We start from the raw sequence: 24,137 nt of genomic DNA, 5'->3' as shown, positions 1-24,137 counted from the left end.
GGATTGGGGATTGGGGATTGGGGATTGGGAAAACACCGTTACCAATGACAAATGACCAATGACAAATGACTAATGACTAATGACTAATGACTAATGACAAATGACTAATAAATAAAAAGGGCTGCCAAATTTAGCAACCCTGAAATTGAGTCAAATTTTTTTTATTAACGGCTGCTAAAGAGCGACTTGTAGGGGTTTTATACTATCTCCGGTGTTTGTATTAATTTGCTGCACCAATGATTTGGTATTAATGGGGTCTATTCCAGATGATGAGTCTGTATCAAACTCATAATTACTGGGTTCTTCGAGCATCAGGCGATCGCACGGAATCTTATCTGATAAAATTGCACTTGCCATCATCCCTGTATGAATCTCCAATTGACCTTTTCGTGGAGCTTCAAAAACTAAACGTTGTCCAGGGAAAACAACCCTTTCAAAGTACCAGTTGGGAATGTTGCAGATGCGAGCTACCTGTATTTTGCTCGTGGCATTAATGTAGCAGCAGAGAATTTTTCCTGATTGTTCAGGTGGTAGAGGATCTAATATTTGAGCCATAACTGCTGAGGAGCTTTACGCCACAATTTTACATTACACTAGCCAAGCCTAACACCCACTGATCCCCAGTTGCTGTAACTGTGAATACCAACTGAGTCTTTGGAGATTATTTCTTCCTAAAGATATATTTTTAGTTATAAAAACTTTGTAATTATTTGTGGCTTTTTCGGAATTATACACTATGCACAAAAGTTTTTGATATTTTTTCCTCATATCAAAGCTTTAATTCTCTTAAGGCAGATAAGACGACGATCCCCTTGCTTTTCGCCTAGCGAAGAAGTGAGTTTTGCCGTTTCATCTATTCCAGAATTAATAGGCTGGGATCATCGCTTAATGAATAAAGTCAATGTTATGGTAAAGCTATATGAAAAATATCTTCATAAAGCCTATCTATAAGATTCTATGTATTTTTTATGCATAGCAATTTTATCATTTCCTGCAATTGCCAATATTAATTTTTCAATACCAGCAATCAGATGAAATGTCAAGTGCGATCGCGATAATAAAAACAAAATTAAACAAGCACAGACTTTAAAACTCGATATTTTTCTCGTTTTCTCCAAAGATTGGCAAGATGGAAGTCAAAACACAGATGATGGAAAATCGAATTCTTTACGTTCGCCTTCCTTGTAACCCCATCTTTCCTATTGGGGTTGTCTACCTGAGCGATCATGTCCACAAGCAGTTTCCTAATATTGAACAGCGCATCTTTGATTTAGGAACAGTGCCACCTTTAGATTACAATTCTGCTCTAGATCGCTGTATCGATGAATTTAAACCGACACTCCTAGTATTTTCTTGGCGGGATATTCAAATTTATGCCCCAGTTGGCGGGCGTGGTGGCAACCCACTGCAAAACGCCTTTGAATTTTACTACGCTAAGAATCCTTTATTAAAACTACGTGGCGGATTTGGTGGCTTACGAATCTTCATCGCTTACTATGTTGAGTTATGGCGAAATCAGGGCTTAATCAAACGCGGTTTAAAGCGTGCCCAAAAATATAATTCTAATGCCCGTGTAGTTGTAGGTGGCGGTGCAGTCAGCGTATTTTACGAACAATTGGGTAAAAGTTTACCTAATGGGACAATTATTTCTGTGGGTGAAGGCGAAACCCTGCTGGAAAAACTTTTAGGTGGTAAAGATTTTCGAGATGAACGCTGTTATGTTGCAGGAGAAACTCAACCACGAGAACGGCTAATTCACGAACAACCCACCCCAATAGAAAAGACAGCTTGTAACTACGACTATATCGAAAGCATCTGGCCGGAATTTAATTTTTACCTGCAAGAGGAAGACTTTTATATAGGTGTACAAACTAAGCGTGGTTGTCCTCATAACTGCTGTTATTGCGTCTATACGGTTGTCGAAGGCAAACAAGTACGCATCAACCCAGCAGATGAAGTAGTTGCCGAGATTCGCCAATTATACGATCGCGGCATTCGCAATTTCTGGTTTACCGATGCCCAATTCATCCCCGCCCGAAAATTTATCGACGATGCCATAGAACTATTGCAAAAAATCGTCGATTCTGGTATGACAGATATCCACTGGGCAGCATATATTAGAGCCGACAATTTGACACCCGAATTGTGCGACTTGATGGCGAAAACCGGGATGAACTATTTTGAGATTGGGATTACCAGTGGTTCTCAAGAACTCGTGCGGAAAATGCGGATGGGGTATAACCTGCGAACCGTCTTGCAAAACTGCCGTGACTTAAAAGCAGCTGGTTTTAACGATTTAGTTTCCGTCAACTACTCCTTTAATGTTATTGACGAACGTCCCGAAACCATCCGTCAAACCATCGCCTACCACCGCGAACTAGAAAGGATTTTCGGTGCTGATAAAGTTGAACCTGCGATTTTCTTTATTGGACTACAACCCCATACCCATTTAGAAGAATATGCTTTTAAAGAAGGCATCCTCAAACCAGGATACGATCCAATGAGTTTGATGCCGTGGACAGCCAAAAAACTTCTTTGGAATCCCGAACCCCTTGGTTCATTCTTCGGCGAAGTCTGCTTGCAAGCTTGGCAACAAAATCCCAACGATTTCGGGCGCGAAGTCATGAACATCTTAGAAGAAAAGCTGGGTTGTGCCGACTTAGAATCAGCACTTTCCGCACCAATAGAGACGAAAGAAAAACAGTTAGCGGGTATATCCTAAAAAACTGAATTTCTCTCCCTCTCTTTCTCTGTATCGCGCCAGTTGCTTTAAGTCGGGAAACCCGCCCAACACACTGGCTTTTCTGTGCCTCTGCGGTTATTTTTACCAAATCCCATGTTAGAAGGTTCAATCTTACAACAGCTAGAAACAGCCCATCGCCATACCACCAGGCCAATTCGATTCGGTGTTTACTATAAAAATACCCTAGTTGCCCTATGCCACGCTCTAGAAGACCATATTTTAGCCGATGACGGGACACCCCTAGTTATCACAGCCTTTCAACAGGGGAAATGGTATCTACAAGAAGCTGAACGATATGCAGACATCGCCCAGCGCAGCTGCCAAATTGCCATCATGGCCGCCTCTGAATCTGGCTTTGCTGAACATCCTACCAGCCAGCTACCCAATGTAGACTTAGTAGGATTAGATTCAGGCGATCCAGTGGCGCAGGAGTGGCACTTAATTATTTTATCGCCCAATTACACAGCAATGGTAATTTGTCAAGAATTATCAGAAGCTGATTATGGTAGCTCTGGAGTACCGACATCAGACTTAGAGCGTAAATTTTATGGCTTGTGGACATTTGAGCCAGAGTTAGTGCAAGACACAGCAGAAATAGCGATCGCTCACATTAAAAAATACAACCCAGAATTGGCGGAAAAACTCACGGTTCACAAGCAACAAATTGTACCATCAATCGACAGATCCCAAAATTTAGGTGCAGTTGTCTCCCGTGTAGTAGATTACCTCCAGACTGGGCAAGATAATTTATCCATCCCCACAGCGTCTCACCAACAAACCCTAGATCGCAACTTGGTTTCCAACGAAATCCAAGCCTTTTTGCGAATGGCGCAACTGATGGATATGGCAGATGTCAACAATCCAATGGCAGCTGCGGAAGTAGTAGTACTTGCTGAAGCGATCGGCCAGCTTTTGGATCTTCCTGCATGGCAGATTAAAAGATTGCGGCTAGCGGCTTTGTTACATCGCATAGATCCATTACAAAAAGCAGAAAGCGTTCTCACTGGCGGTATAGCCACACGCTACCAAGAAGATGCCCCTAGTTCTCCCTTAACTTGTCCTTTAGTACCAGGGGCGCAAGTATTGCGAACTATGCCAAGACTACGAGCAGTTGCCCAAATTATTACTCACCAAAGCGAGTGGTGGAATGGCACAGGGGAACCAGCAGGTTTAGCTGGAGATGAAATTCCCCTAGAGTCGAGAATTTTGGCATTATTGGCAGACTTTCAGTGGCGACTCAATGAGCGAAAATCGTCAAATCAAAGCCGGGAACAGATATTTACTCAAGCTTTAGATGAGTGCAGACAGCAACAATCTACCCGCTTTGATCCTAAACTTGTAGATACCTTAACTTTATTAGTTATGGGTTTACAACAGGGACTCGAATTACCCATCATGACACCCAAAGTCAGCGCCGGCATTTGGATACTTGATTCCCAATGGGATAGCCACAGCAAGATAAGCGAGCAGATTGGTAGTTACTTTACATGAATATTGAAGCAATTAGATTAGGAAAACTCAAACAACTTCCAGGGGCAAATTTAGAAGACGAGGAACTCTCTCGACTGGATTTAAGCCGGATTAATCTTGCTGGCGCTACCCTTGTGGGCGCTAATTTTGCTGGTTCTAAACTCGAAGGTGGACATTTGGAAGGGGCGAATTTGATGGGGGCGAACCTCCAAGCAACTGACTTGCGGGCGAATCTCATGGGAGCAAATCTGATGCAAGCAGATTTAACCGGTGCTGATTTGCGGGGTAGCAATTTGCGTGGCGCTAACTTGATGGGAGCAAGACTCAGCGATGTTTCATTGGTGGGTGCTTTCTTGAGTGGTGCTAATTTGATGAATGTGAACTTGCAAGGCGTTGATTTGCGGGGTGCTGACTTGCGGGGTGCAAACTTGACAGGGGCAAATCTCAAAGGTGCAGATTTGAGCCGCGCTGATTTGCAAGGGACATTGTTGAGTGAAGCGAACCTTGAGGAAGCTGATTTGCGAGGGGCGAATTTGGCGGGAGCGAATTTGACGGGAGCGAATTTACTCTGTGCAGAGTTAGAAGGTGCAAATTTGAGCGGCGTTAATTTGAATAAGGCTTGTTTGGTGGGTACTGTGGTTGAGACGAGTTTATGAGGATCGCGGAAAGGTGTAGTTTTTTCTCCTTCATGGAACAAAGCTATAAAATATTTTAAGATTCAGGTACAGTTACCACGCGACCGATAATACCTTAACCCAGAGACTCCACCCCAAATTGCACCCAGAATTGTTCCAGTTTGAACACAAAAGAGCCAAACAAAAATTAAATATCCTGCCATCACTCCCTGACTTAGACCACTTAGATTGGGATTTGAGAAACTTGGATCTGTTCTTATCGTCCATTTATACCACAACCATCCGATTAAAAAACCAGCACCAGAACCCCTGTGCCACCAGAATACGATCAAACGGATCTCGATGATGCAGTGGTAAATAACGGAATTGAGCAGTATCGGTAAAGGTAATAGAGAGAATCGTTATACCCGCAGCAATTAGTTTAGGTTCAATCTCTTCAAAAGCACCCTGTAAGGATAGTTTTCCAATGTTGAGTTTAATCGCCATTTCCCAAAGGCTTGCAATACTAAAGAAAACAGCCTCAGCAGATTCAATTTTTTCTCTAGTTAACACTGGCAGGGTGGCATCATTGGAGACAAACCAGATAAAAGCATGAGTATCCAATAGTAATCTATTCATTCCATATATTCTTTCATATCTTGAAGCGGCTCATCAAAGTCATTAGGCAATGGCAGAACAAACATTCCTTTCATCGTTCCAGCAACGCGACGCTTGTTTGTCTGCTTTTCTTCGGTAGAGTTTTTAGCGTGCTTCTCTATCAAAAACTCAATGTAATGAAGCACTTCTGTCTGAAGAGACTCAGGGAGTTCTTCTAATTTTTCTAAAATGACTGGCTGTATCATTGTTTTTTCTCCTTGGCAATTTTTATCAAAAACATCACAGCTATAACAACAGATAAACTCTCTACCTTTCCCCGCCAATCCTTATAGGGACTCTGTGCTGATTTAGGAAACGCACCTTCCACAGAAAAAGTTGATGTAGCCGGTAGTGAAGAATGGGCTAATTTTCTACGGGAGGATATTTGATGCTGCGTGCTGTAGCTGACAAATATGTACTCCTGGGAATGAGGCAACTAATTAATTTTGAAAACATCCCTTCTTGATTTTACTAAAAATGAAAGGATCTCCCAAATATTTACCTAACCTAGTTTTGCAAGCAGGTAATCCTAATTTGGCGCGAAATTCTTCGTCATATACTCCTTCTTCCCAATTTTCTGCCAATTTAATCTGCTCGGTTGTCAGATTTTTAGCATAACGAAAGTCTGTTCTATCTACGCTACTTTGAGTAAAGTCAACATCACGGAGGTTTGCACCTCTTAAATCATTTCCATCCAATTTTGCAAACTTTAATATAGCACCACTCATATCTACATCTGTTAACCCTAAATCGACGGTAAATTCGCTGTGGCTTAAATCAGCATTTTGTAAGTTTGCGGAGTTAAAATTGCCATCACGGAAGGTAGTATAAGCTAAATTAGCGTGATTTAGATTTGCTTGTGATAAATCTACTTTCGTAAAATACGTACCTTTTAAGTTAGCACCACTGAAATTCGCAGCACGGAGATTACTATGAGAAATATATAACCCAGAGAGATTAGTATCAGAAAAGTTAGCTGATTGGAAGTTAACTTTCTCTAACGAAACTTTATAATCAACATTACAACTAAAATCAATATCACCGATTTCTGAGAATCCAGATTCTCCATGATCATCTTCAGATTTATCAGTCCATCGCATCTGTGCTTGGCGTAAATCAGATCCTTGTAAATTTGCACCATCTAATTTAGTATCTGTCAGTTCAGCTTCTCTTAAATCTGCTCCAGCTAAATCAGCATTTGTTAAATTAGCACCACCTAAGTCACACTTGGGACATTTTTTAGTTGTTAGCAACTGCTTTATGTGATTGGGATTTGAAGTTTTTTTAGCCTCACAATCTGTACAACCAGAACCAAAAGTGAGTAATAAAGCTGATACAATGAATCTTTTTATTTTCATATATAGTACCCATAACGTTAATATACTTTCGTTGTGTTATTGGGGCATTTTACTACACCGTTTATGTATTCTGGTCGAGAGGGTATACGGCCATAAATGTCAACGCTTTTACAAACAATACTTAGCGTTTTCAGTTGTTTATCTCCAGTAATGGGAACAGCAAAGACTGCTCCAACATAGGACTTAAGCTCAAAGCCCCACTTTCCATCACAATAGTCTTGAACGGCATAGCTATAAACAGCATCAATAGTTGTCTTAGAGAGAACGTCAGCATTTATCTCAGTATAGTAACCATAACAAATTTGTGTTCCGAAAATTGGTGGAAAGTAACCAGAATTAGTTCCTCGTTCATCAGGAGGTTTAAAAAAGGTTTTGTGTTTGGAGAAGTAGCTCTGTTGCTCCTGAATCTTATATACAAGATGCTTTTCTGCTTCTTTCTCAAGTCTTGATATCTTTTCATCCATTGCCTTATTTTCGTCTTGATTCTCACAGCCAGCCAAAAGGAAGCTTAGTGAAATAATTAGTACTAAAAAATAAGCTGATACGATTAATATTTTTATTTTCATATATGACGCGATCGCTCAGTCCTTCCCCGTATCCCCAAAGCTAGTACACTCATTAACAACACCCCCATAACTCCTTGCAGGGGATTATTATTCACACCAGTTACCCAATCAGGAACAAGACCCGAATATTTCACTAATTCCCCAACATTAATAATGTAGTAGCCCCAAACTAAACCACCATGTAAACCAATTGGAAAACCCAAGCGTCCCCTCCGCCAACGCTTTCCCCATACTTGCGTTAACCCCAGCAGTACTAAAGCTGGAAATTGCGGCAGCGTGTGAATAATTGCTTCCAAGGGTTTAATAAAGTGCAATGTAGCAAACGCAGTTGCATCTGTCCACAGTGCTACACGCGGACTGTAATCTCGTTGTAATTCATCTAGCAACCAGCCTCGGAATAACAATTCCTCAGCAAATCCAACACCCAAAGCAACAAGTAAACCCTCTAAAACAACTTTCAGCAAAAAAACTTTCGGTTGTTGCCACACCAACCAACCCAACAAACTTTCTACCCCAAAAAGTATCAGAATATTAATTATCCCCAGAGCCAAACCACGCAGTAAATCCACACCGTTTTGCCGCGTGAATTCTAAGCCATAATGCCGCAGAATTTGGGGCTGCTGGTAGACATATTTACCCCATAGTCTCAGAAGAAAAATAAATACTACATATAACAATACCAATGTCAATATACTTTCTAAGTTTGAATCATGCACTAGTAAGTATATTGGTGTAGCCAATGGCAACCATAGCAACAATAAACTCAAAATAAAAGCACCCAGCCTAATAGGGGCAGGGCGTTCAGCTAAACGGACAAGGTTTTCTTTCATACTAAATAAGTCAAAATAATTCGTAATCCATAATTACAATCAGTCTTAGCTCTGAACTTTCCACTGTCTTGTTGTCCACTAAATTAAAAATTCAGTGCACGTTGCTGTACCCTTTTTAATTACGAATTACGAATTACGAATTACGAATTATTTGACTATTCATCAGGTTCAATCGTGCTACTTAAACCGTGACTTATCAAGGTTTCGCAATAAAACTCAGCGTGTTCCAGGGCGCAAGCAATGACTAAAGCTAGCCCGTTAGTATGGGCTTCCATCATGATGCTAATAGCCTGGGGTTGGGTAAGGCTAGGTACAGTGGCGATTAATGACTGTACAACATGCTCCATCGAGTTGTAGTCGTCGTTATGGAGCAAAACGCGATACCGAGGCGCTAGCTTACGGGTTGTGGAAGGCTTTTGAATAGTTTCAACTGACACGGCTCTTTGCTCTTTTCTTGTTTATTCACTACTACAAAGTGTCTGTGTAGCGATCGCTTAACAGTTATTTACCTATTCTATAGTATTTCTGTTCAGATACTATGCTAGAAAAACTGCTTTACTTAGTTTGAATAGCTACTTGTGAGGCAGATGTCTGAGACATCGTTACCGTGAGAGTGCTACCCTAATCTTACATAAGCTTCCTTAAACGTAGCGCATTTTCATTTTTAAGATTAAGGAAGTTGCAAAATAATCCTTGCCCCTGCCCAAACTCCATAATCATGGACATTAGCCTAGATTTTCTTCAACCAGGACAAATTGTGTCTTTAGAGCATGGGGACAAAAATCTGTATGCAGAAGTCATTCAATTTGTAGTTTCCCGCCAGTTGTGCTGGGTACGTCCTTTATTAATGGTTACTTTGATTCCAGAATCACCCCTAATTACCGATTTGCGAGATGCGTCTGACTTGCTTTGGCCTGCCAATTTATTTCGACCAGCATTAGACACAGAAGTAATCACCTTCTTGAGCCAAGTTTTAGCAAAAGAACCAAAAACCGAACCTGATTCATCCGCCAAGCAGCAACTCAATCAATTTATTCACCAAATATGGCAAGCATCTCAATAGACATAGGGCAAAGGATATGTTATCTGGAGCGCCAACAGCCATATCTATCGTATCAACTCCCTTCCCAACGAGTTCACTCTGCTTGTGGACAATTTTAGCAAACAGATAGGGAGGACTTTTTCTAGGCGTTTAGCGAACTATATGGCTTTAAGACCCCAACCAAAACACGTAGCGCCAGTTTCTAGTAGGGGTTTAAATCCGCGTTTGAAAATGTCTTTAATTTTGAATTTTGAATTTTGAATTGTTATTATCCCACCTGCCTTTACTAAAACTTGTTTTACTAATTCGGAATTTTGATTACTTTTGTATTCATCAAATTCACTTGACATACCTCTATGCATAAGCAGTTAGGAATATCCAAAGCTAGGAACCAACTTAATTCTACCAGCATCCATCTCCGACATTAATAATTCCAGAGCCTCATAGTCAACATCAGAAATGTAACCCAGTTCTGTCAGTTCTGAGTTGATTTCATTTTCGATCTCAGGAGTTAGTTTTTTAATGTCAAGAGCTTTTTCTACCAATTTACGAATAGCGTACTTAGTTCTCATAAGTAATACATCCAACTGTAATACGATACTAGATTATCCCAGATATCTCTAAGTATAAAGAGCGATCCAAATACTAAGTTTCTTGTGACATATATCACATTCAATTAGTTAAATAGATAATTCGCTATGACCCTGGCGTATGCCATCAGCAACGCTCAAGTGGCAGATTTAACTTACTGTTAAGACTTGGCTAAATTAGCTTGAGTTATAGACTAAGCAAGTTTTATCAGCATAGTTACTGAAGATGTGTTTGCTCTATGGCTGTCTATGTTGATTGTTTTTGAACTGAGATAAAAAAAAAGTATATATGAACACATTTTAACCTGGAATTATAACAATCTTTAAACAGAGATACTAAAGAAATAAAGATTCAGCAAAGAGAGCTAAGACGTATGGTCGATGCAACAGAATAGAGTTTATGTTCAAATAATCCTTAGCTTGACGCTTCAATAATTCTCAATAGGATGTAACTATGCAAGCAGTGCTTAACTATCCCAAGATTGCAGTCATTCGCCCCCAAGGGTGTTTGAATGCTACAAACGCCTTGGAATTTGAACGAAATATGACTACAGCGTTAGCACAAAATGGTATTTCCATCTTGGTAGTAGACCTCGCAGCAGTAGAATCGTTAGACAGCGCAGGGTTGATGGCATTGTTATCTATACACAAGCTAGCTCTTAGTTTAGGAAGGGGTTTCCGACTTTGCGCTGTTGCTCCGTCAATTAGAATTATTTTTGAACTAACGCAACTCGATAGAGTGTTTGAAATATTGGATGGTGAAGTTGAGTTGGCTACAACATAAACTTTATGTGAAAGCACAAAGGTCAGTTAAAAAGTGGACTTTATGTAAAGGAGTTATAAGTTACAACAATAAATTATGTTATGAGACCTAATTAAATGCTAAGGTTTGGATTGGTAGCTGTAATTAAGGTAGCTAGAAGATAGCACAGTGGCTGTTGCAGTTGAGAAATTAATAACATCGGATATTTTAAAACCAGGGCGTTACCTTGGTAATGAGCGTTTAGCAGTACATAAAGCTTGGGATAAGGCAGCAATACGCTGGGTCTTAACCTACCCAGAAGTATATGAAGTCGGTGCATCCAATTTAGGGCACATTATCCTATACAACATCTTGAATGCCCAACCACGTCAATTGTGCGATCGCGCCTACCTCCCAGGAAAAGACCTGGCAGACAAACTACGCGAAACTCATACGCCATTGTTTGCGGTAGAGTCAAAGCGATCGCTCGCAGAATTTGACATTTTAGGCTTTAGCCTCAGTTACGAACTGGGTGCAACTAATATCCTAGAAATGTTGGATTTAGCTGGAATTCCCTTGACGTGGAGAGAACGCCAAGAAACAGGGGGAGAATTGACGAATCTCCAATCCCAGTTTCCATTGATTTTTGCTGGTGGGCAAACAGCAACATCAAATCCTGAGCCTTACGCTGACTTTTTCGACTTTATCGCCCTTGGAGATGGAGAGGAACTGCTACCAGAAATTGGTTTGGTATTGGAAGAAGGCAAACAAGCAGGATTGAGTCGGGAAGATATATTACTGGATTTGGCACAGATCCCTGGTGTATATGTTCCCCAGTTTTATGACATGGCAAAGGATGGTTCAGTTCATCCTTGTCGCCCTGACGTGCCAAAACGAATTCTGCGCCGGGTTGCAACTCCCATACCAGCATATTCCATTGGCTTAGTTCCTTACGTAGAAACGGTACATGACCGTTTGACAATTGAGATTCGGCGTGGTTGCACTCGTGGCTGTCGCTTCTGTCAACCAGGAATGCTGACTCGGCCAGCACGGGATGTAGAACCCGATAAGGTTGTAGAAGCAATTGAACAGGGAATGCGGGCAACTGGTTACAATGAGTTTTCCCTCCTATCTCTGAGTTGTTCTGATTATTTATCCCTACCAGCAGTAGGGATGGAAATCAAAAATCGCTTAAAAAATGAAAACATTTCTCTGACTCTGCCAAGCCAACGGGTAGACAGATTTGATGAGAATATTGCCAATATCCTGGGAGGTACGCGGCAAGGTGGACTAACTTTTGCTCCAGAAGCTGGAACTCAGCGGATGCGAGACATCGTAAATAAAGGTTTAACCAATGAAGAATTATTGCGGGGAGTGAAAACCGCTTGGGAGCAAGGCTGGGATAAAATCAAGTTGTATTTTATGATTGGCTTGCCGGGTGAAACAGATGTTGATGTTTTGGGTATTGCGGAAACAGTCAGCTGGCTACAGCGAGAATGTCGGGGCAAAGGCAGAAAACCCCTGAACTTTAACCTGACAATTTCTAACTTTACGCCCAAACCCCATACACCATTTCAATGGCACTCAGTTTCTACCACAGAATTTAAGCGCAAACAAAACCTGTTGCGGCAAGAATTCCGCCGGATAAAGGGAGTAAAGGTAAATTTTACCGATGTCCGCATTTCGGCAATGGAAGATTTTGTGGGACGAGGCGATCGCAATTTGAGCAAAGTAGTCCGTCGCGCCTGGGAATTAGGTGCAGGAATGGATTCCTGGTATGAAAATTTAGATCGGGCTTTTAGTGCTTGGGAAGATGCGATCGCCGGGGCCGATCTAGATTGGAAATACCGCCAAGTAGAAAATGGCGAATGGAATTTGTTTCACGCACAAGATCGGAACAGATCGGCAGATGCGGAAAATACCCAATTCCTCACTCCTGTACAGACGCAATTAATCGCGTCTCTCGATACTCCCCACTCCCTAGACATTCCCCTACCTTGGGATCATATTGATACCGGAATTGATAAAAAGTGGCTTAAAGAAGACTTGCAACGCGCCTTAGAAGCGGCAATTGTCCCCGACTGCTCTTTTGAAGGTTGTTCTCACTGTGGCGTATGTGGAACCGATTTTGGCCATAACGTCGTGATTGAATCACCCGCTATCCCCCAATTTGCTGGCGAGTTTGTTCCCAACACAACTAAAGCCCAAAGACTGCGAGTTTGGTTTGGAAAACAGGGTAATATGGCTTTAGTAAGTCACCTAGATTTAATCCGTCTGTTTGACCGAGTTGTGCGGCGAGCAGGTTTACCAATTGCCTTTACTGGTGGATTTCATCCAATGCCGCGAATTTCTGTAGCAACGGCTTTGGCTCTAGGGGCTACTAGTAGTGGTGAAATTGCGGATTTTGAGTTAACTGTACCAGTAGACATCGATACTTTTCGAGAAAAATTGGTTCGGGAAATGCCCACAGACATACCCATATATAATGTGGAGCAGATAGATTTAAAAACTCCGGCAGCGACTCAACTGCTAGAAACCGCAGAATATTTAATTACCGTAGCAGCACTAGAAGAAACAACACCTATACAATGGCAAAACTGGATTGATACCATCAAAGCCAAAGATGAGCTTTGGTACGAGCATACAACAAAGTCAGGCAAGAGCCAGTTAATAAATCTGCGCGATCGCTTATTTGAACTGGAATTAGTAGAAACCCCCAAAAGCATTGCAGAATCTATATCTGTTATTCGTTATGTAGGTAGCTATCGCCAAGATGGTTTTCTATTGCGTCCCGAACAAATCCTGTTTATGCTAGGAACAGTGGCTAGTAGAGAATTTCAACTCCTGCACATCCACCGCAATCGGCTAATTTTAGCGGTATAATCCCTGTAAGGCAGCTTGCTAGTAGTTGTCCTAACATGGCACATCGTCAGAATTGATTTTTAGCAAGGTTGCGTTAGAATGGGGTGAAGAGAAATTTTCTGGCGCTGCATTGAATTAGCTGGTTCACTACCCTGGTGTTCAGGGGGCGAAAGCAAAGATATTAGAGTGCAACTTCTAGGATTTTATCCCAGACAAACTGAGGCAGATTAAAGAACACACACTCTCTCTATAGCTACCTTGTGAATCAGTAACTAACAGCAGGCTCGGTTAGCTTCTCTAAATCCATACTTTTTCAACAACTGCTGAATGTCTAATCCACAGTATTGCCCAAGAGCTAGTGCGTTACTCTTCTAGAGTTGTTCGCCCTTGGTGTTACCGTAGGGTAAGCAACTGCTGTAGGTTAAGCCAATTTGCAGACGTTCGCGAGACGCGCAAAGCGCGGCTTAAAAGTAGGGTAGCAGATGGCGCTGCTGAGTATAACCCTAAGAATAAATCCAGGGAATGGAAAATAGAAATAGTTTCTTTTTCTTAACGACTTCAATCGGTTACTCTCAAAAAAAGCTTCCTGAGTTAAAAACTCACTCAGGACTTAGAACTTTCAACTCAGAACTCTCTTTATTAAGAGTATTGCATTGCAAATCAACCACAGACGGTTGATTTAATTGCTTAAACATGCATCCGTTCTGGAATAATCCGCCGTGAAAACGCTCTTAAGAGCGCCAATAGCTATTTAACTTAGAACATCAAGTTTGCGATTTTTATCATCAGTAGCGCCTTTTGAGGGTTGCAAGGGCAACAAAGGGATAACAAACCTCCAGACCTATTGGTGCTGCCAATTTTTGAGGAAATTGAATGCCAAAACAAATTATTATTGCGGAGCAGCACCAAATTGCTGCTGTCTTTTCTGAAGATCAAATACAGGAACTCGTTGTTGCTACCGGTCATCACCAAATAGGTGATATCTACTTAGGAGTAGTAGAAAACGTATTACCTGGGATAGATGCGGCTTTTGTGAATATTGGCGACCCAGAGCGTAACGGTTTTATTCATGTCACCGACTTGGGGCCATTGAAGCTAAAGCGTACCGCAGCAGCCATTACAGAACTATTAGCACCACAACAGAAAGTTTTGGTGCAAGTGATGAAAGAGCCAACGGGGACAAAAGGGCCCAGGCTCACAGGTAACATCACCTTACCCGGACGCTACGTAGTACTGATGCCCTATGGTAGGGGTGTAAATTTATCCCGACGAATTAAAAGTGAAAGCGAGCGGAACCGCTTGCGGGCACTAGCGATTTTGGTCAAACCGGCGGGAATGGGTTTGCTCGTGCGGACAGAAGCCGAAGGCAAACCAGAAGAAGCGATTATGGAAGATTTGGAGTTGCTGCAAAAGCAATGGGAGGCGATCCAACAGGAAGCGCATTCTACCCGTGCCCCAGCACTGCTCAATCGAGATGATGACTTTATCCAGCGCGTATTGCGAGATATGTACGGCGCGGATGTCAATCGGATTGTCGTAGATTCTAGTACTGGTTTAAAGCGCGTAAAGCAGTACTTGCAGAATTGGAGTGGAGGTCAAACACCGCAAGGATTGTTGATTGACCATCACCGCGATCGCTCCCCAATTTTAGAGTATTTCCGCATCAGTGCTGCGATTCGAGAAGCCCTGAAACCAAGAGTAGACCTACCTTCTGGGGGTTACATCATCATTGAGCCAACGGAGGCATTAACCGTAATCGATGTTAACTCAGGTTCCTTCACGCGATCGGCAACAGCCAGAGAAACAGTTTTGTGGACAAACTGCGAAGCTGCAACAGAAATTGCTCGCCAGTTGCGTCTGCGGAATATCGCCGGGGTAATCGTCGTTGATTTTATTGATATGGAATCACGGCGCGATCAACTGCAAGTTCTCGAACACTTTAATAAAGGACTCAAAGCAGACAAAGCTCGTCCCCAGATTGCTCAACTTACCGAACTGGGTTTAGTAGAACTGACCCGCAAACGTCAGGGTCAAAATATTTACGAACTGTTTGGCGAAACTTGTCCCACTTGTGGCGGTTTAGGACATACTGTACGTCTGCCTGGAGAACTCGAAAACCGATTACCAATACCCGCAGAAACACCAGAACGCGAGCGTCTTGTATCCCTACCTCACCGAGAACCCCGTCAGCCAGCTGCCCGCATCCCGGAACCACGAGAAACTTATGATGGATTTGGGGAAGCATTTGACGGCGACTCAGAATCGAGTAATTTAAATCTGCTCAATCATCCTAGTTATCAAGAACTTAATGATAATAAGCGTCGTACCCGCACTCGCCGCAGTAAAATTGGCATCAATGGGTTAAACGGGAAAGATGAATCTCGGGTTATTGCCAATCCACTAGCTTTTGCCAGCGAGCCAGATTTAGACCTTGATATAGAACCAGAACTAGGAGTTGCACCAGAAATTCCCTCCCCCACCCTTGGTAAACCAGGTTGGAGTGAAAGAGCAGAACGCACTGTAGAGCGTACTAGAGTTATCAAGGCAGACCCAGTTAAACCAGTGGTAGAACCACCGGAAATTAGAACTGTAGAAATGAGTCTCCAAGAACAGGATATGTTTGCCTTGATGGGAATATCTCCCTTGGTGAAGCTAGATCAAGAGGTTAAAAATACCAAGTCTGTGATTATTAACGTGATTCAGCCCGGTCAAACGCGAACGACTCCAACTGAATCCATCCCAGAATCACCTATTGCCCAAAAAGCAACACCTGAAGTAATTACAACCAAGTTACCAATACCAAAAGTTATTGAGCCAGAACAAAAATCTTTAATCGAAGAGACAACTGAACAACCTGAGTTGACTGCCAATCCTTCGGAAATCTTGTCTGTGAAAGCTTCCCCGATCGCAGATGAAAGTGATGCCAACAGCGCTGGAAACGCGATCGCAGATGAAAGTGATACGAACAGCCCTGGAAACGCGATCGCAGATGAAAGTGATGCCAACAGTGCCGCCACTGCTAGCCGTCGCCGCCGCCGTCGTTCGTCAGCGATCGAAGACAATTAATTTGCTTTATGGTAGAAACATCGCCAACGCCCTTGGAACAATCCAACTGGCTGGAGTTTTCTACCTTGTCAGGAATTCCAGGATTGGTTGCAGGTGTGGATGAAGTAGGGCGAGGCGCTCTATTTGGCCCAGTGGTAGCGGCAGCAGTGATCCTCCCGGATCGTGCTTTGCCAATACTGATGGCAGCTAAAATTAAAGACAGTAAAAAGTTGTCTAGTTCTCGGAGAACTCAGCTAGCACAGCAAATTTGTGGGCTGGCTATAGATTGGAAAATTGGTTTTGCTTCTACTGCCGAAATTGACAAGATAAATATTTTGCAAGCGACACTATTAGCAATGAAGCGGGCTGTACTGAAGTTAAAAGTACAGCCTACAATCTGCTTGGTTGATGGCAATCAGTTAATCAAAGACTTGCTATTGCCACAACAAACAATAGTTAAGGGGGACGAGCGATCGCTTGCTATTGCCTCTGCTAGTATTGTTGCTAAAGTTTGGCGTGACGATCTGATACTGCGTCTAGCATTGAAATACCCTATGTACAACCTAGAGCGTAACAAGGGTTATGGTAGCCAGCGGCATTTGCTGGCTCTGCAACAATACGGGCCATCGCCCCTACATCGTCAGTCTTTTCGTCCTTGCCAAATCAAATTACCGAACGCTGAGTGATTAAATGATTACTCAGCATTCAGGATTGGCAATTCAGTACTGTCACTGTCAAGTTTTCTATCTTTAGTTTGTGATATCACCCAGTAGCGATAATCCGCCAAAAGTTGATTTAATAACCGTTGTTTAACCGATAACAGCACGCTTTTGAGCAAACCATTACCAGTAGCTTCTAAAATCGGCTTCGGAGTAAAGGAAAATGGCGGTGGTAAATCCACCAGCACTTCTAAATCAGCCCTTCCTTCCAGACGAGTGCCAGTGCTAAACTCTTTGGGAGACAAATGTCCTTTTAAATTAAGAGCAAAGCGCTGGTTAATATACTCGAAACCCAGAATTTCACAGCCTAGCGATCGCAAATTAATTATTCCATTTGATTCTGCCCAAACTCTCATGTCTACAGTCGGTTGAATACTCAATGACATAAAAGTAAGCGGACGCATTTTCAAGCGAAATACTTCCTCAGAAAGCTGCTGAATTCGGGCGTTGTCAGCTAAAGCCCTAACTAGACGTTGAGGCTGGCGTAAGTAGTGCTGGATGGGAATAGGCTGCTCTGGAACAGCGATTTCAACCGATTGGGAGGCAGTAAACCGGGTAGCCATGAGCGGATAAAAATATTTGTCTCTTAATTTTAATATTTTTTAATAAATTAAATCTGATTATTAGAAAAGTACAAAATTTATTAGCGATAAAAGTTATCGTTGCTTATCACCTATACAGCATTAGCAAAAATTTGGTACGCTCATTACTCTCTTTAGTTCAAGAAATAAATATAGATTAGGATTAGCCTTTTGAAGGTGGGTAAAAATTTTGGTCAATAAATTGCATACTCTGTGTTATATGCGCCTCTGTGGTTAAAAAAAATACTTTCAAACCGCAGAGGCACAGAGAACGCTGAGAAAACATAAGAGATTTTACAAGCCATCTTGATAGGGTTAAGATTAGGGTTTAACTCTTGACATAAAGCAAAGAATATGAATATTCTTTTGTTAAAAATTCACATAATTGCTCTGAAATCTTGAGAGCAATTTAGCAGAAAAAAACTGCCAAAAAATCTATTTGCTACTAGACTAATTTGAATAGTTTGTTTTCCTAGAATTTCGATCTATTTGTTTCGTGCGTAAATTTTAGAGGTAAAAGTAAATATTGAAATATATTTTATATTTGTTAAACCCAAAATATCATAATCTCTATTTTACGTATTAAACTCGCAACTCAAGGCTAAAAGCATGACTCTATCGATCGCACATTTAGGGCCTCCCGGCACTTACGCAGAGCAAGCAGCTGTTCTTTATGTCAACTGGTTGACTAAAAATAAGGGAGTTGAAGCTACCTTATGCCCCTATCCCACCATCTCACAGTCACTGCACGCCGTTGCTGATAGTCAAGCTCACCTAGCTGTTGTGCCAGTAGAAAATTCTATTGAAGGGAGTGTGACTATGACGCTAGATACACTGTGGCAGTTAGACAGTTTGCGGATTCAGTTAGGTTTGGTATTACCCATTGTCCATACGTTAATTTCCTGCGCGTCTGACTTAGATAAGATTAAAACTGTTTACTCTCACCCACAAGCTTTGGCACAATGTCAAGGATGGTTAGAGCGGTTTCTCCCGACTGTACAGATTATTCCCAGCAATTCTACAACTGAAGCACTACAGCGATTAGAGCAAGAGACAACAACAGCTGCGATCGCTTCTAGTAGAGCCGCTCAACTCTACAACCTACCCATACTTGCCACTGGTATTAACGACTATCCAGAAAACTGTACTCGTTTTTGGGTAGTAAGTCAGAGTGAGACGGACGCTGGATACCAGACATCAAAAGTGTCTACCAGTCACACATCACTAGCTTTTAGTATGCCTGCTAACACACCCGGAGCATTAGTTAAACCTCTGCAAATCTTTGCTCAACTAGGAATTAACCTCAGCCGGATTGAATCTCGTCCGACGAAGCGATCGCTAGGCGAATATTTGTTTTTCATGGATTTAGAAGCAGATGTCAATGAAGCAGAAATGCAATCTGCTTTAGCAGAATTAACTATCCACACAGAGATTTTAAAAATTCTTGGCGCTTACAATGTTTTGCCAATCGGTGCTTTTACCTGAAAAATTAGGAGTTATCAGTTAGGGAATATAAATTCTAAGTTGTCAACTTTGTATTTGTTGTTATTTCTTCCTAACTCCTCAACCCCTCACTCATCACTTTTCATTAAACGTATCTTTAAGAACAGCGCGAGCTGCCAAGTGATTACGAGTAGAAGTTAAAATTTCTGCTTCCCGCTCTAGACGAGTTGCAGTATCTTGCATTTCTAGCAATAACTGTTGTTCTGCGGCGACACCATAAAGATTACTAGCTACCCAATAAGATAGCTCTGTTGGTAACTCAGGCAAATCTTCTGGCAGTTCGATATTTTGTTCGGTTAATTTACCTGATAGACGTACAACATCTCGTAGTAGTTGTTCTACTTCAGAAGACAAAGGACGCAAATCTTTAGTCGGTGTTTGGTCTTCAATCCACTCAACTAAGCCAACACGATATGGCTTTTCACGAACATATTCTAATACACGAAATCTTTGCTGCCCTAAACTCAACATCTTGATCCGATCGTCTGGCAGCCGTTGGTGATGAACGATTTCCGCACAGCAGCCAGTGTTTGCAATTGTACCTTTGACTGGATCGAACATCAAAACACCGAATCTGCGATCGCTCTCCAAAATCGTGTTCATCATGATTCGGTAGCGAAATTCAAAGATGTGTAGAGGCAATGGTCTAGTAGGAAACAGAACTACTTCGGGTAACGGGAACAGAGGTAGTTCACGAACTGCAATTTTAGAAGATGATGTCATTGTTACCTTGGTATAAACTTAATCTTAAAAATAGTTTTTCTCTGCTTTTCCCGTACTTTGTCTACATTCTATCATTTGTTTCCTAGCTAAATAAAAGCCCTGAGATATATTTCTTCAGGGCTGTGTAAATATTCATACTAATGTAATTTGTCATTTGTCCTTTGTCATTAGTAAAGGACAAATGACCAATGACTAATGACCAATGACTAATGACTAATAACTAATGACTAAATTAAAGTTTGACTTCGATATCTACACCCGATGGTAGATCCAATTTCATCAGGGCATCTATAGTCTTAGAAGAAGGCTGGTAAATGTCAATAATCCGGCGATGAGTACGGGTTTCAAAGTGTTCCCGTGAATCTTTATCTACGTGAGGCGATCGCAGCACACAATAGATCCGGCGTTTTGTGGGTAAAGGAATTGGGCCTATGGCTGTAGCGTTGGTGCGGTTAGCTGTGTCTACAATCTTCTCGCAAGATGTATCTAATAAGCGTCGGTCAAAAGCCTGTAAGCGAATTCTAATTTTTTGCTGCTGTAGAGTTGCCATCTTTAATTTTCCAGGTTCTGCGTAATTAGGGGATTATTTACAGGTTAAAGGTTACAGGGTAAAGGTTACAGAAAACTATTACTTGTCCCCTGTAACCTATTACCTTATTTATAGAGGGAAGAGAAAGGAGCAGAGATGAATTATACCATCTCTGCTCCTTTGTTATGAGCGAAAAGGTGCTATTTGATAATTTTGGAGACGACACCAGCACCGATGGTACGTCCACCTTCGCGGATAGCGAAGCGCATTCCTTGTTCAATAGCGATCGCGTTGATCAATTCTACTGTCATCTTGATGCGATCGCCTGGCATCACCATTTCTACTTCTTTGCCTTCATCAGAGGTGTAGGCTTTGATAGTACCAGTTACATCGGTTGTCCGTACATAGAACTGGGGACGGTAGCCGGCGAAAAATGGAGTCTTACGACCACCTTCTTTTTCTGTTAGGACGTATACTTCACCTTCAAATTGAGTGTGAGGTGTAATCGAACCTGGTTTGGCTATTACCATACCGCGCTCGATATCTTCTTTCTTAAGACCACGCAGTAGTACACCCGCGTTATCTCCAGCCAGACCTTCGTCGAGGCTCTTCTTGAACATCTCAATCCCGGTAACGGCCGTAGTCCGAGTGTCTTTGAGACCAATTAGCTCGACAGTATCGCCAACCTTAACTTTCCCGCGTTCAATCCGTCCAGTAGCCACAGTACCACGACCTGTGATGGTGAACACGTCTTCTACTGCCATCAAGAAGGGCTTATCAACATCCCGCTCAGGAGTGGGGATAAAGGAATCCACAGCATCCATCAAGTCGTAGATTTTATCTACCCAAGGATTTTCACCTTTTTTAGTCTTAGGATTCTTGGTCATTGCTTCGAGAGCTTGTAGACCAGAGCCTTTGACAATGGGGATATCATCTCCAGGGAAGTCATAGCTGCTTAACAGTTCTCTCAGTTCTAGTTCTACTAGTTCCAAGAGTTCTGGGTCATCCATCAAGTCTTCTTTGTTCAAGAATACGACCAGACTAGGAACGCCCACCTGTTTTGCTAACAGAATGTGTTCGCGGGTTTGGGGCATAGGGCCATCAGTAGCAGCTACTACAAGAATGCCTCCATCCATCTGAGCAGCGCCAGTGATCATGTTCTTCACATAGTCAGCGTGCCCTGGACAGTCTACGTGAGCATAGTGCCGATTTTCGGTTTCATACTCAACGTGAGCGGTATTGATGGTAATACCGCGTGCTTTTTCTTCTGGCGCGTTATCGATTTGGTCGTAGCCTTTAGCTGTAGCTTGACCAAGAGCTGCCAAGGTCATAGTGATGGCTGCTGTTAACGTGGTTTTACCGTGGTCAACGTGGCCAATAGTACCGATATTGAGGTGGGGTTTATTTCTTTCAAACTTTGCGCGTGCCATGAATGCTCATTTCCTTATTTTAACTAAGCGTTCCCTTTGCTTTTTGCAATGATAGTTTCAGCTACGCTCCGAGGCACCTCTTCGTAGTGGCTGAACTCCATCGTGAAGGTACCCCGACCTTGCGTTTTTGACCGGATATCAGTGGCGTAGCCAAACATACTCGCCAGTGGAACTTTAGATGTTACCTTAGCAAGTCCCTTTTCGGTGCTTTGGCTTTCAATCTGCCCTCGGCGGGTGTTTAGGTCGCCAATGACGTTACCCATATAGTCTTCAGGAACTTCAACCTCAACTTTCATCATAGGTTCTAAGATGACAGGTGAAGCTTTCAGTACAGCTTCTTTCATCGCCATTGAGCCAGCGATTTTGAAAGCCATTTCTGAAGAGTCTACATCGTGGTATGACCCATCAATTAGCGTTGCTTTAACGTCAATCAACGGATATCCAGCTAGAACACCAGATTCGCAGCTTTCTTTCATCCCTTGTTCTGCGGGGCCAACGTACTCTTTAGGTACTGTACCGCCAGCGATTTTGGAAACGAATTCAAAGCCAGTACCAGGTTCTCCAGGTTCCAAATTGATCACAACGTGACCGTATTGACCTTTACCACCACTTTGGCGGATGAATTTGCCTTCAACTTTGTTCACAGCTTTCCGAATTGTTTCTCGGTAAGCTACTTGTGGCGCACCTACATTCGCTTCCACCTTGAATTCTCGTAACATCCGGTCTACTAGAATTTCTAGGTGTAGCTCTCCCATCCCCGCGATCACGGTTTGGTTTGTTTCGGGATCGACGCGGACGCGGAAGGTAGGGTCTTCTTCTGAGAGAGATTGCAGAGCTTTGGATAGTTTATCCATGTCGTTCTTGGTTTTGGGTTCAACCGCCACCGAGATTACAGGCTCAGGAATGAATAGAGATTCCAGAATTACTGGCGATGCATCATCACAGAGCGTGTCACCTGTCAAGGTGTCTTTCAATCCCAAAGCTGCTCCCAAATCTCCCGCTCTCAGTTCATCGACATCTTGCCGATCGTCTGCTTTCATGAGAACTAAGCGGGAAATCCGTTCTTTTTTATTCTTACTAGCGTTGAGAACGTAGCTGCCCTTTTTCAGGACACCAGAATAAACGCGAACGAATGTCAGGCGACCGTAAGGGTCAGCCATAATCTTGAATGCCAGAGCCGCTAGGGGTTCGTTGTCATCAGCCCGCCGCTCAACAGTATCGCCATTGGGCAGTAAGCCTTGAATTGGCGGTACTTCACTTGGCGCTGGCAGGTAATCGACAACGGCATCGAGCATCAACTGCACGCCTTTGTTTTTGAATGCCGAACCACAAAGTACTGGTACAATCGTCCCCGCAATTGTGCCTTTCCGCAGGGCAGTCTTTACTTCCTGTTCTGTAAGTTCTTCGCCCTCGAAGTACTTAGCCATCAGAGCATCATCAGTTTCTGCTGCGGCTTCTATAAGCTTGGTGCGGAATTCGTCTACTTGCGCTTGCAATTCTTCCGGTATATCAGTTTCCTGGATATCGGTTCCTTGGTCGTTGGCGTAAATATACGCCCGTTGCCCTACTAGGTCAACGATCCCTTGGAAGTCGTTTTCACTACCAATTGGTAGTTGAATGGCGATCGCATTTGCCCGCAGGCGATCGCGAATTTGCTCGTGAACTTTATAAAAGTTCGCTCCGGTGCGATCCATCTTGTTGATAAAGGCGATCCGAGGAACTTTGTAGCGTTCTGCTTGCCGCCACACTGTCTCAGACTGGGGTTGCACGCCGCCCACAGAACAAAATACTGCGATTACGCCATCCAACACGCGCATGGAACGCTCAACTTCAATTGTGAAGTCTACGTGACCCGGAGTATCGATAATGTTAATTTGATGATCTTTCCAGCTGGTACTGATAGCAGCCGCAGTAATGGTAATTCCCCGCTCCCGCTCTTGCTCCATCCAGTCTGTGACGGCAGTTCCTTCATGAACTTCGCCAATTTTATGAATTATCCCAGAGTAAAATAATATTCTCTCTGTTGTCGTTGTTTTGCCCGCATCTATATGCGCCGCAATACCAATGTTGCGTACTTTGTCTAGCGGGATCGTGCGTGCCACAGCTACCTCCTATAGTTTTTGCCTCATGATA

23 protein-coding genes are annotated in these 24,137 nt (G+C 42.6%); 9 read left to right on the top strand and 14 right to left on the bottom strand.

Annotation, left to right across the window (positions count from 1 at the left end; all coding sequences use genetic code 11):
• Positions 1–174: 174 nt before the first annotated feature.
• Positions 175–555, bottom strand: a complete 381-nt coding sequence (locus CDG77_RS20500; protein WP_094331176.1) for a DUF1830 domain-containing protein — start codon at positions 553–555, stop codon at positions 175–177.
• A 574-nt stretch (positions 556–1,129) separates the two neighbouring features.
• Here CDG77_RS20500 and CDG77_RS20495 point away from each other — a divergent pair.
• From CDG77_RS20495 to CDG77_RS20485, 3 genes are all read left to right on the top strand, one after another.
• Positions 1,130–2,722 (top strand): photosystem II high light acclimation radical SAM protein, encoded by a 1,593-nt coding sequence (locus CDG77_RS20495; protein ID WP_094331175.1) that lies wholly within the window; start codon positions 1,130–1,132, stop codon positions 2,720–2,722.
• Between the two features lie 114 nt (positions 2,723–2,836).
• Positions 2,837–4,234: a DICT sensory domain-containing protein gene (locus CDG77_RS20490; RefSeq protein ID WP_094331174.1), complete on the top strand. Its 1,398-nt coding sequence runs from the start codon at positions 2,837–2,839 to the stop codon at positions 4,232–4,234.
• Positions 4,231–4,869 (top strand): pentapeptide repeat-containing protein, encoded by a 639-nt coding sequence (locus tag CDG77_RS20485; RefSeq protein WP_094331173.1) that lies wholly within the window; start codon positions 4,231–4,233, stop codon positions 4,867–4,869. Before CDG77_RS20490 ends, CDG77_RS20485 begins: the two co-directional genes overlap by 4 nt.
• Positions 4,870–5,115: 246 nt before the next feature.
• Here the strand turns inward: CDG77_RS20485 and CDG77_RS20480 are convergent, their stop codons facing one another.
• The 6 genes from CDG77_RS20480 to clpS form a co-directional block, all read right to left on the bottom strand.
• Positions 5,116–5,466 carry a type II toxin-antitoxin system VapC family toxin gene (locus CDG77_RS20480; RefSeq protein ID WP_223269893.1) on the bottom strand — a complete coding sequence of 117 codons (351 nt, stop codon included), beginning with the start codon at positions 5,464–5,466 and terminating at the stop codon, positions 5,116–5,118.
• The gene (gene vapB / locus CDG77_RS20475; RefSeq protein ID WP_094331172.1) at positions 5,463–5,690 is read right to left on the bottom strand and encodes a type II toxin-antitoxin system VapB family antitoxin; all 228 of its coding nucleotides are present in this window, start codon (positions 5,688–5,690) and stop codon (positions 5,463–5,465) included. Before vapB ends, CDG77_RS20480 begins: the two co-directional genes overlap by 4 nt.
• Positions 5,691–5,924: 234 nt before the next feature.
• On the bottom strand, positions 5,925–6,842 hold the full coding sequence (locus tag CDG77_RS20470) for a pentapeptide repeat-containing protein (protein ID WP_094331171.1): 918 nt from the start codon (positions 6,840–6,842) through the stop codon (positions 5,925–5,927).
• Between the two features lie 17 nt (positions 6,843–6,859).
• Entirely contained in the window at positions 6,860–7,408 is a 549-nt protein-coding gene (locus CDG77_RS20465; protein WP_094331170.1) for a hypothetical protein, read from the bottom strand.
• Entirely contained in the window at positions 7,405–8,238 is an 834-nt protein-coding gene (locus tag CDG77_RS20460; RefSeq protein ID WP_094331169.1) for a CPBP family intramembrane glutamic endopeptidase, read from the bottom strand. Before CDG77_RS20460 ends, CDG77_RS20465 begins: the two co-directional genes overlap by 4 nt.
• 155 nt (positions 8,239–8,393) lie before the next feature.
• Positions 8,394–8,675 (bottom strand): ATP-dependent Clp protease adapter ClpS, encoded by a 282-nt coding sequence (clpS, locus tag CDG77_RS20455; RefSeq protein WP_094331168.1) that lies wholly within the window; start codon positions 8,673–8,675, stop codon positions 8,394–8,396.
• Between the two features lie 281 nt (positions 8,676–8,956).
• Here clpS and CDG77_RS20450 point away from each other — a divergent pair, with 281 nt between their 5' ends.
• Positions 8,957–9,301: a hypothetical protein gene (locus tag CDG77_RS20450; protein ID WP_190234014.1), complete on the top strand. Its 345-nt coding sequence runs from the start codon at positions 8,957–8,959 to the stop codon at positions 9,299–9,301.
• Between the two features lie 137 nt (positions 9,302–9,438).
• Here the strand turns inward: CDG77_RS20450 and CDG77_RS20445 are convergent, their stop codons facing one another.
• Both CDG77_RS20445 and CDG77_RS20440 read right to left on the bottom strand, forming a co-directional pair.
• A complete protein-coding gene (locus tag CDG77_RS20445) occupies positions 9,439–9,630 on the bottom strand; it encodes a hypothetical protein (RefSeq protein WP_143857060.1) in 192 nt (63 codons plus the stop codon).
• Positions 9,631–9,648: 18 nt separating this feature from the next.
• Positions 9,649–9,852 carry a hypothetical protein gene (locus tag CDG77_RS20440; RefSeq protein WP_094331166.1) on the bottom strand — a complete coding sequence of 68 codons (204 nt, stop codon included), beginning with the start codon at positions 9,850–9,852 and terminating at the stop codon, positions 9,649–9,651.
• Between the two features lie 472 nt (positions 9,853–10,324).
• On the opposite strand from CDG77_RS20440, the gene CDG77_RS20435 reads away from it, so the two are divergent.
• From CDG77_RS20435 to CDG77_RS20420, 4 genes are all read left to right on the top strand, one after another.
• Positions 10,325–10,654: an STAS domain-containing protein gene (locus tag CDG77_RS20435; protein WP_094331165.1), complete on the top strand. Its 330-nt coding sequence runs from the start codon at positions 10,325–10,327 to the stop codon at positions 10,652–10,654.
• A gap of 147 nt (positions 10,655–10,801) precedes the next feature.
• Positions 10,802–13,495, top strand: coding sequence for a TIGR03960 family B12-binding radical SAM protein (locus CDG77_RS20430; RefSeq protein WP_094331164.1), 2,694 nt, complete (start codon positions 10,802–10,804; stop codon positions 13,493–13,495).
• An 852-nt stretch (positions 13,496–14,347) separates the two neighbouring features.
• The gene (locus tag CDG77_RS20425; protein ID WP_094331163.1) at positions 14,348–16,540 is read left to right on the top strand and encodes an Rne/Rng family ribonuclease; all 2,193 of its coding nucleotides are present in this window, start codon (positions 14,348–14,350) and stop codon (positions 16,538–16,540) included.
• 8 nt (positions 16,541–16,548) lie between these two features.
• A complete protein-coding gene (locus CDG77_RS20420; protein ID WP_094331162.1) occupies positions 16,549–17,205 on the top strand; it encodes a ribonuclease HII in 657 nt (218 codons plus the stop codon).
• A gap of 8 nt (positions 17,206–17,213) precedes the next feature.
• Here CDG77_RS20420 and CDG77_RS20415 read toward each other — a convergent pair whose 3' ends face one another.
• Complete coding sequence (locus CDG77_RS20415; protein WP_094331161.1) at positions 17,214–17,801, bottom strand: DUF1997 domain-containing protein; 588 nt, start codon at positions 17,799–17,801, stop codon at positions 17,214–17,216.
• Positions 17,802–18,428: 627 nt separating this feature from the next.
• Between CDG77_RS20415 and pheA the strand changes: the two genes are divergently transcribed.
• The gene (gene pheA / locus CDG77_RS20410) at positions 18,429–19,304 is read left to right on the top strand and encodes a prephenate dehydratase (RefSeq protein WP_094331160.1); all 876 of its coding nucleotides are present in this window, start codon (positions 18,429–18,431) and stop codon (positions 19,302–19,304) included.
• Between the two features lie 93 nt (positions 19,305–19,397).
• Here pheA and CDG77_RS20405 read toward each other — a convergent pair whose 3' ends face one another.
• The 4 genes from CDG77_RS20405 to fusA form a co-directional block, all read right to left on the bottom strand.
• Complete coding sequence (locus tag CDG77_RS20405) at positions 19,398–20,045, bottom strand: LON peptidase substrate-binding domain-containing protein (protein ID WP_094331159.1); 648 nt, start codon at positions 20,043–20,045, stop codon at positions 19,398–19,400.
• 232 nt (positions 20,046–20,277) lie between these two features.
• Positions 20,278–20,595 carry a 30S ribosomal protein S10 gene (gene rpsJ, locus CDG77_RS20400; protein WP_008232935.1) on the bottom strand — a complete coding sequence of 106 codons (318 nt, stop codon included), beginning with the start codon at positions 20,593–20,595 and terminating at the stop codon, positions 20,278–20,280.
• 179 nt (positions 20,596–20,774) lie between these two features.
• Entirely contained in the window at positions 20,775–22,004 is a 1,230-nt protein-coding gene (gene tuf / locus CDG77_RS20395; protein ID WP_094331158.1) for an elongation factor Tu, read from the bottom strand.
• Positions 22,005–22,027: 23 nt separating this feature from the next.
• A complete protein-coding gene (gene fusA, locus CDG77_RS20390; protein ID WP_094331157.1) occupies positions 22,028–24,106 on the bottom strand; it encodes an elongation factor G in 2,079 nt (692 codons plus the stop codon).
• Positions 24,107–24,137 lie beyond the last annotated feature (31 nt).

The organism is Nostoc sp. 'Peltigera membranacea cyanobiont' 213 (assembly GCF_002245975.1).
GTDB lineage: Bacteria > Cyanobacteriota > Cyanobacteriia > Cyanobacteriales > Nostocaceae > Nostoc.
Note: the sequence above shows the minus strand (reverse complement) of the source record. Positions and strands in the feature narration are given on the sequence as shown.

Coding starts and splice junctions, on each gene's coding strand:
- CDG77_RS20425 (WP_094331163.1), top strand. CDS start 14,348: ATGCCAAAACAAATTATTATTGCGGAGCAGCACCAAATTGCTGCTGTC.
- rpsJ (WP_008232935.1), bottom strand. CDS start 20,595: ATGGCAACTCTACAGCAGCAAAAAATTAGAATTCGCTTACAGGCTTTT.
- CDG77_RS20415 (WP_094331161.1), bottom strand. CDS start 17,801: ATGGCTACCCGGTTTACTGCCTCCCAATCGGTTGAAATCGCTGTTCCA.
- pheA (WP_094331160.1), top strand. CDS start 18,429: ATGACTCTATCGATCGCACATTTAGGGCCTCCCGGCACTTACGCAGAG.
- CDG77_RS20500 (WP_094331176.1), bottom strand. CDS start 555: ATGGCTCAAATATTAGATCCTCTACCACCTGAACAATCAGGAAAAATT.
- CDG77_RS20450 (WP_190234014.1), top strand. CDS start 8,957: ATGGACATTAGCCTAGATTTTCTTCAACCAGGACAAATTGTGTCTTTA.
- CDG77_RS20470 (WP_094331171.1), bottom strand. CDS start 6,842: ATGAAAATAAAAAGATTCATTGTATCAGCTTTATTACTCACTTTTGGT.
- vapB (WP_094331172.1), bottom strand. CDS start 5,690: ATGATACAGCCAGTCATTTTAGAAAAATTAGAAGAACTCCCTGAGTCT.
- CDG77_RS20465 (WP_094331170.1), bottom strand. CDS start 7,408: ATGAAAATAAAAATATTAATCGTATCAGCTTATTTTTTAGTACTAATT.
- CDG77_RS20435 (WP_094331165.1), top strand. CDS start 10,325: ATGCAAGCAGTGCTTAACTATCCCAAGATTGCAGTCATTCGCCCCCAA.
- tuf (WP_094331158.1), bottom strand. CDS start 22,004: ATGGCACGCGCAAAGTTTGAAAGAAATAAACCCCACCTCAATATCGGT.
- CDG77_RS20420 (WP_094331162.1), top strand. CDS start 16,549: ATGGTAGAAACATCGCCAACGCCCTTGGAACAATCCAACTGGCTGGAG.
- CDG77_RS20490 (WP_094331174.1), top strand. CDS start 2,837: ATGTTAGAAGGTTCAATCTTACAACAGCTAGAAACAGCCCATCGCCAT.
- CDG77_RS20495 (WP_094331175.1), top strand. CDS start 1,130: ATGGAAGTCAAAACACAGATGATGGAAAATCGAATTCTTTACGTTCGC.
- CDG77_RS20460 (WP_094331169.1), bottom strand. CDS start 8,238: ATGAAAGAAAACCTTGTCCGTTTAGCTGAACGCCCTGCCCCTATTAGG.
- CDG77_RS20440 (WP_094331166.1), bottom strand. CDS start 9,852: ATGAGAACTAAGTACGCTATTCGTAAATTGGTAGAAAAAGCTCTTGAC.
- CDG77_RS20485 (WP_094331173.1), top strand. CDS start 4,231: ATGAATATTGAAGCAATTAGATTAGGAAAACTCAAACAACTTCCAGGG.
- CDG77_RS20445 (WP_143857060.1), bottom strand. CDS start 9,630: ATGTCAAGTGAATTTGATGAATACAAAAGTAATCAAAATTCCGAATTA.
- CDG77_RS20480 (WP_223269893.1), bottom strand. CDS start 5,466: ATGAATAGATTACTATTGGATACTCATGCTTTTATCTGGTTTGTCTCC.
- CDG77_RS20405 (WP_094331159.1), bottom strand. CDS start 20,045: ATGACATCATCTTCTAAAATTGCAGTTCGTGAACTACCTCTGTTCCCG.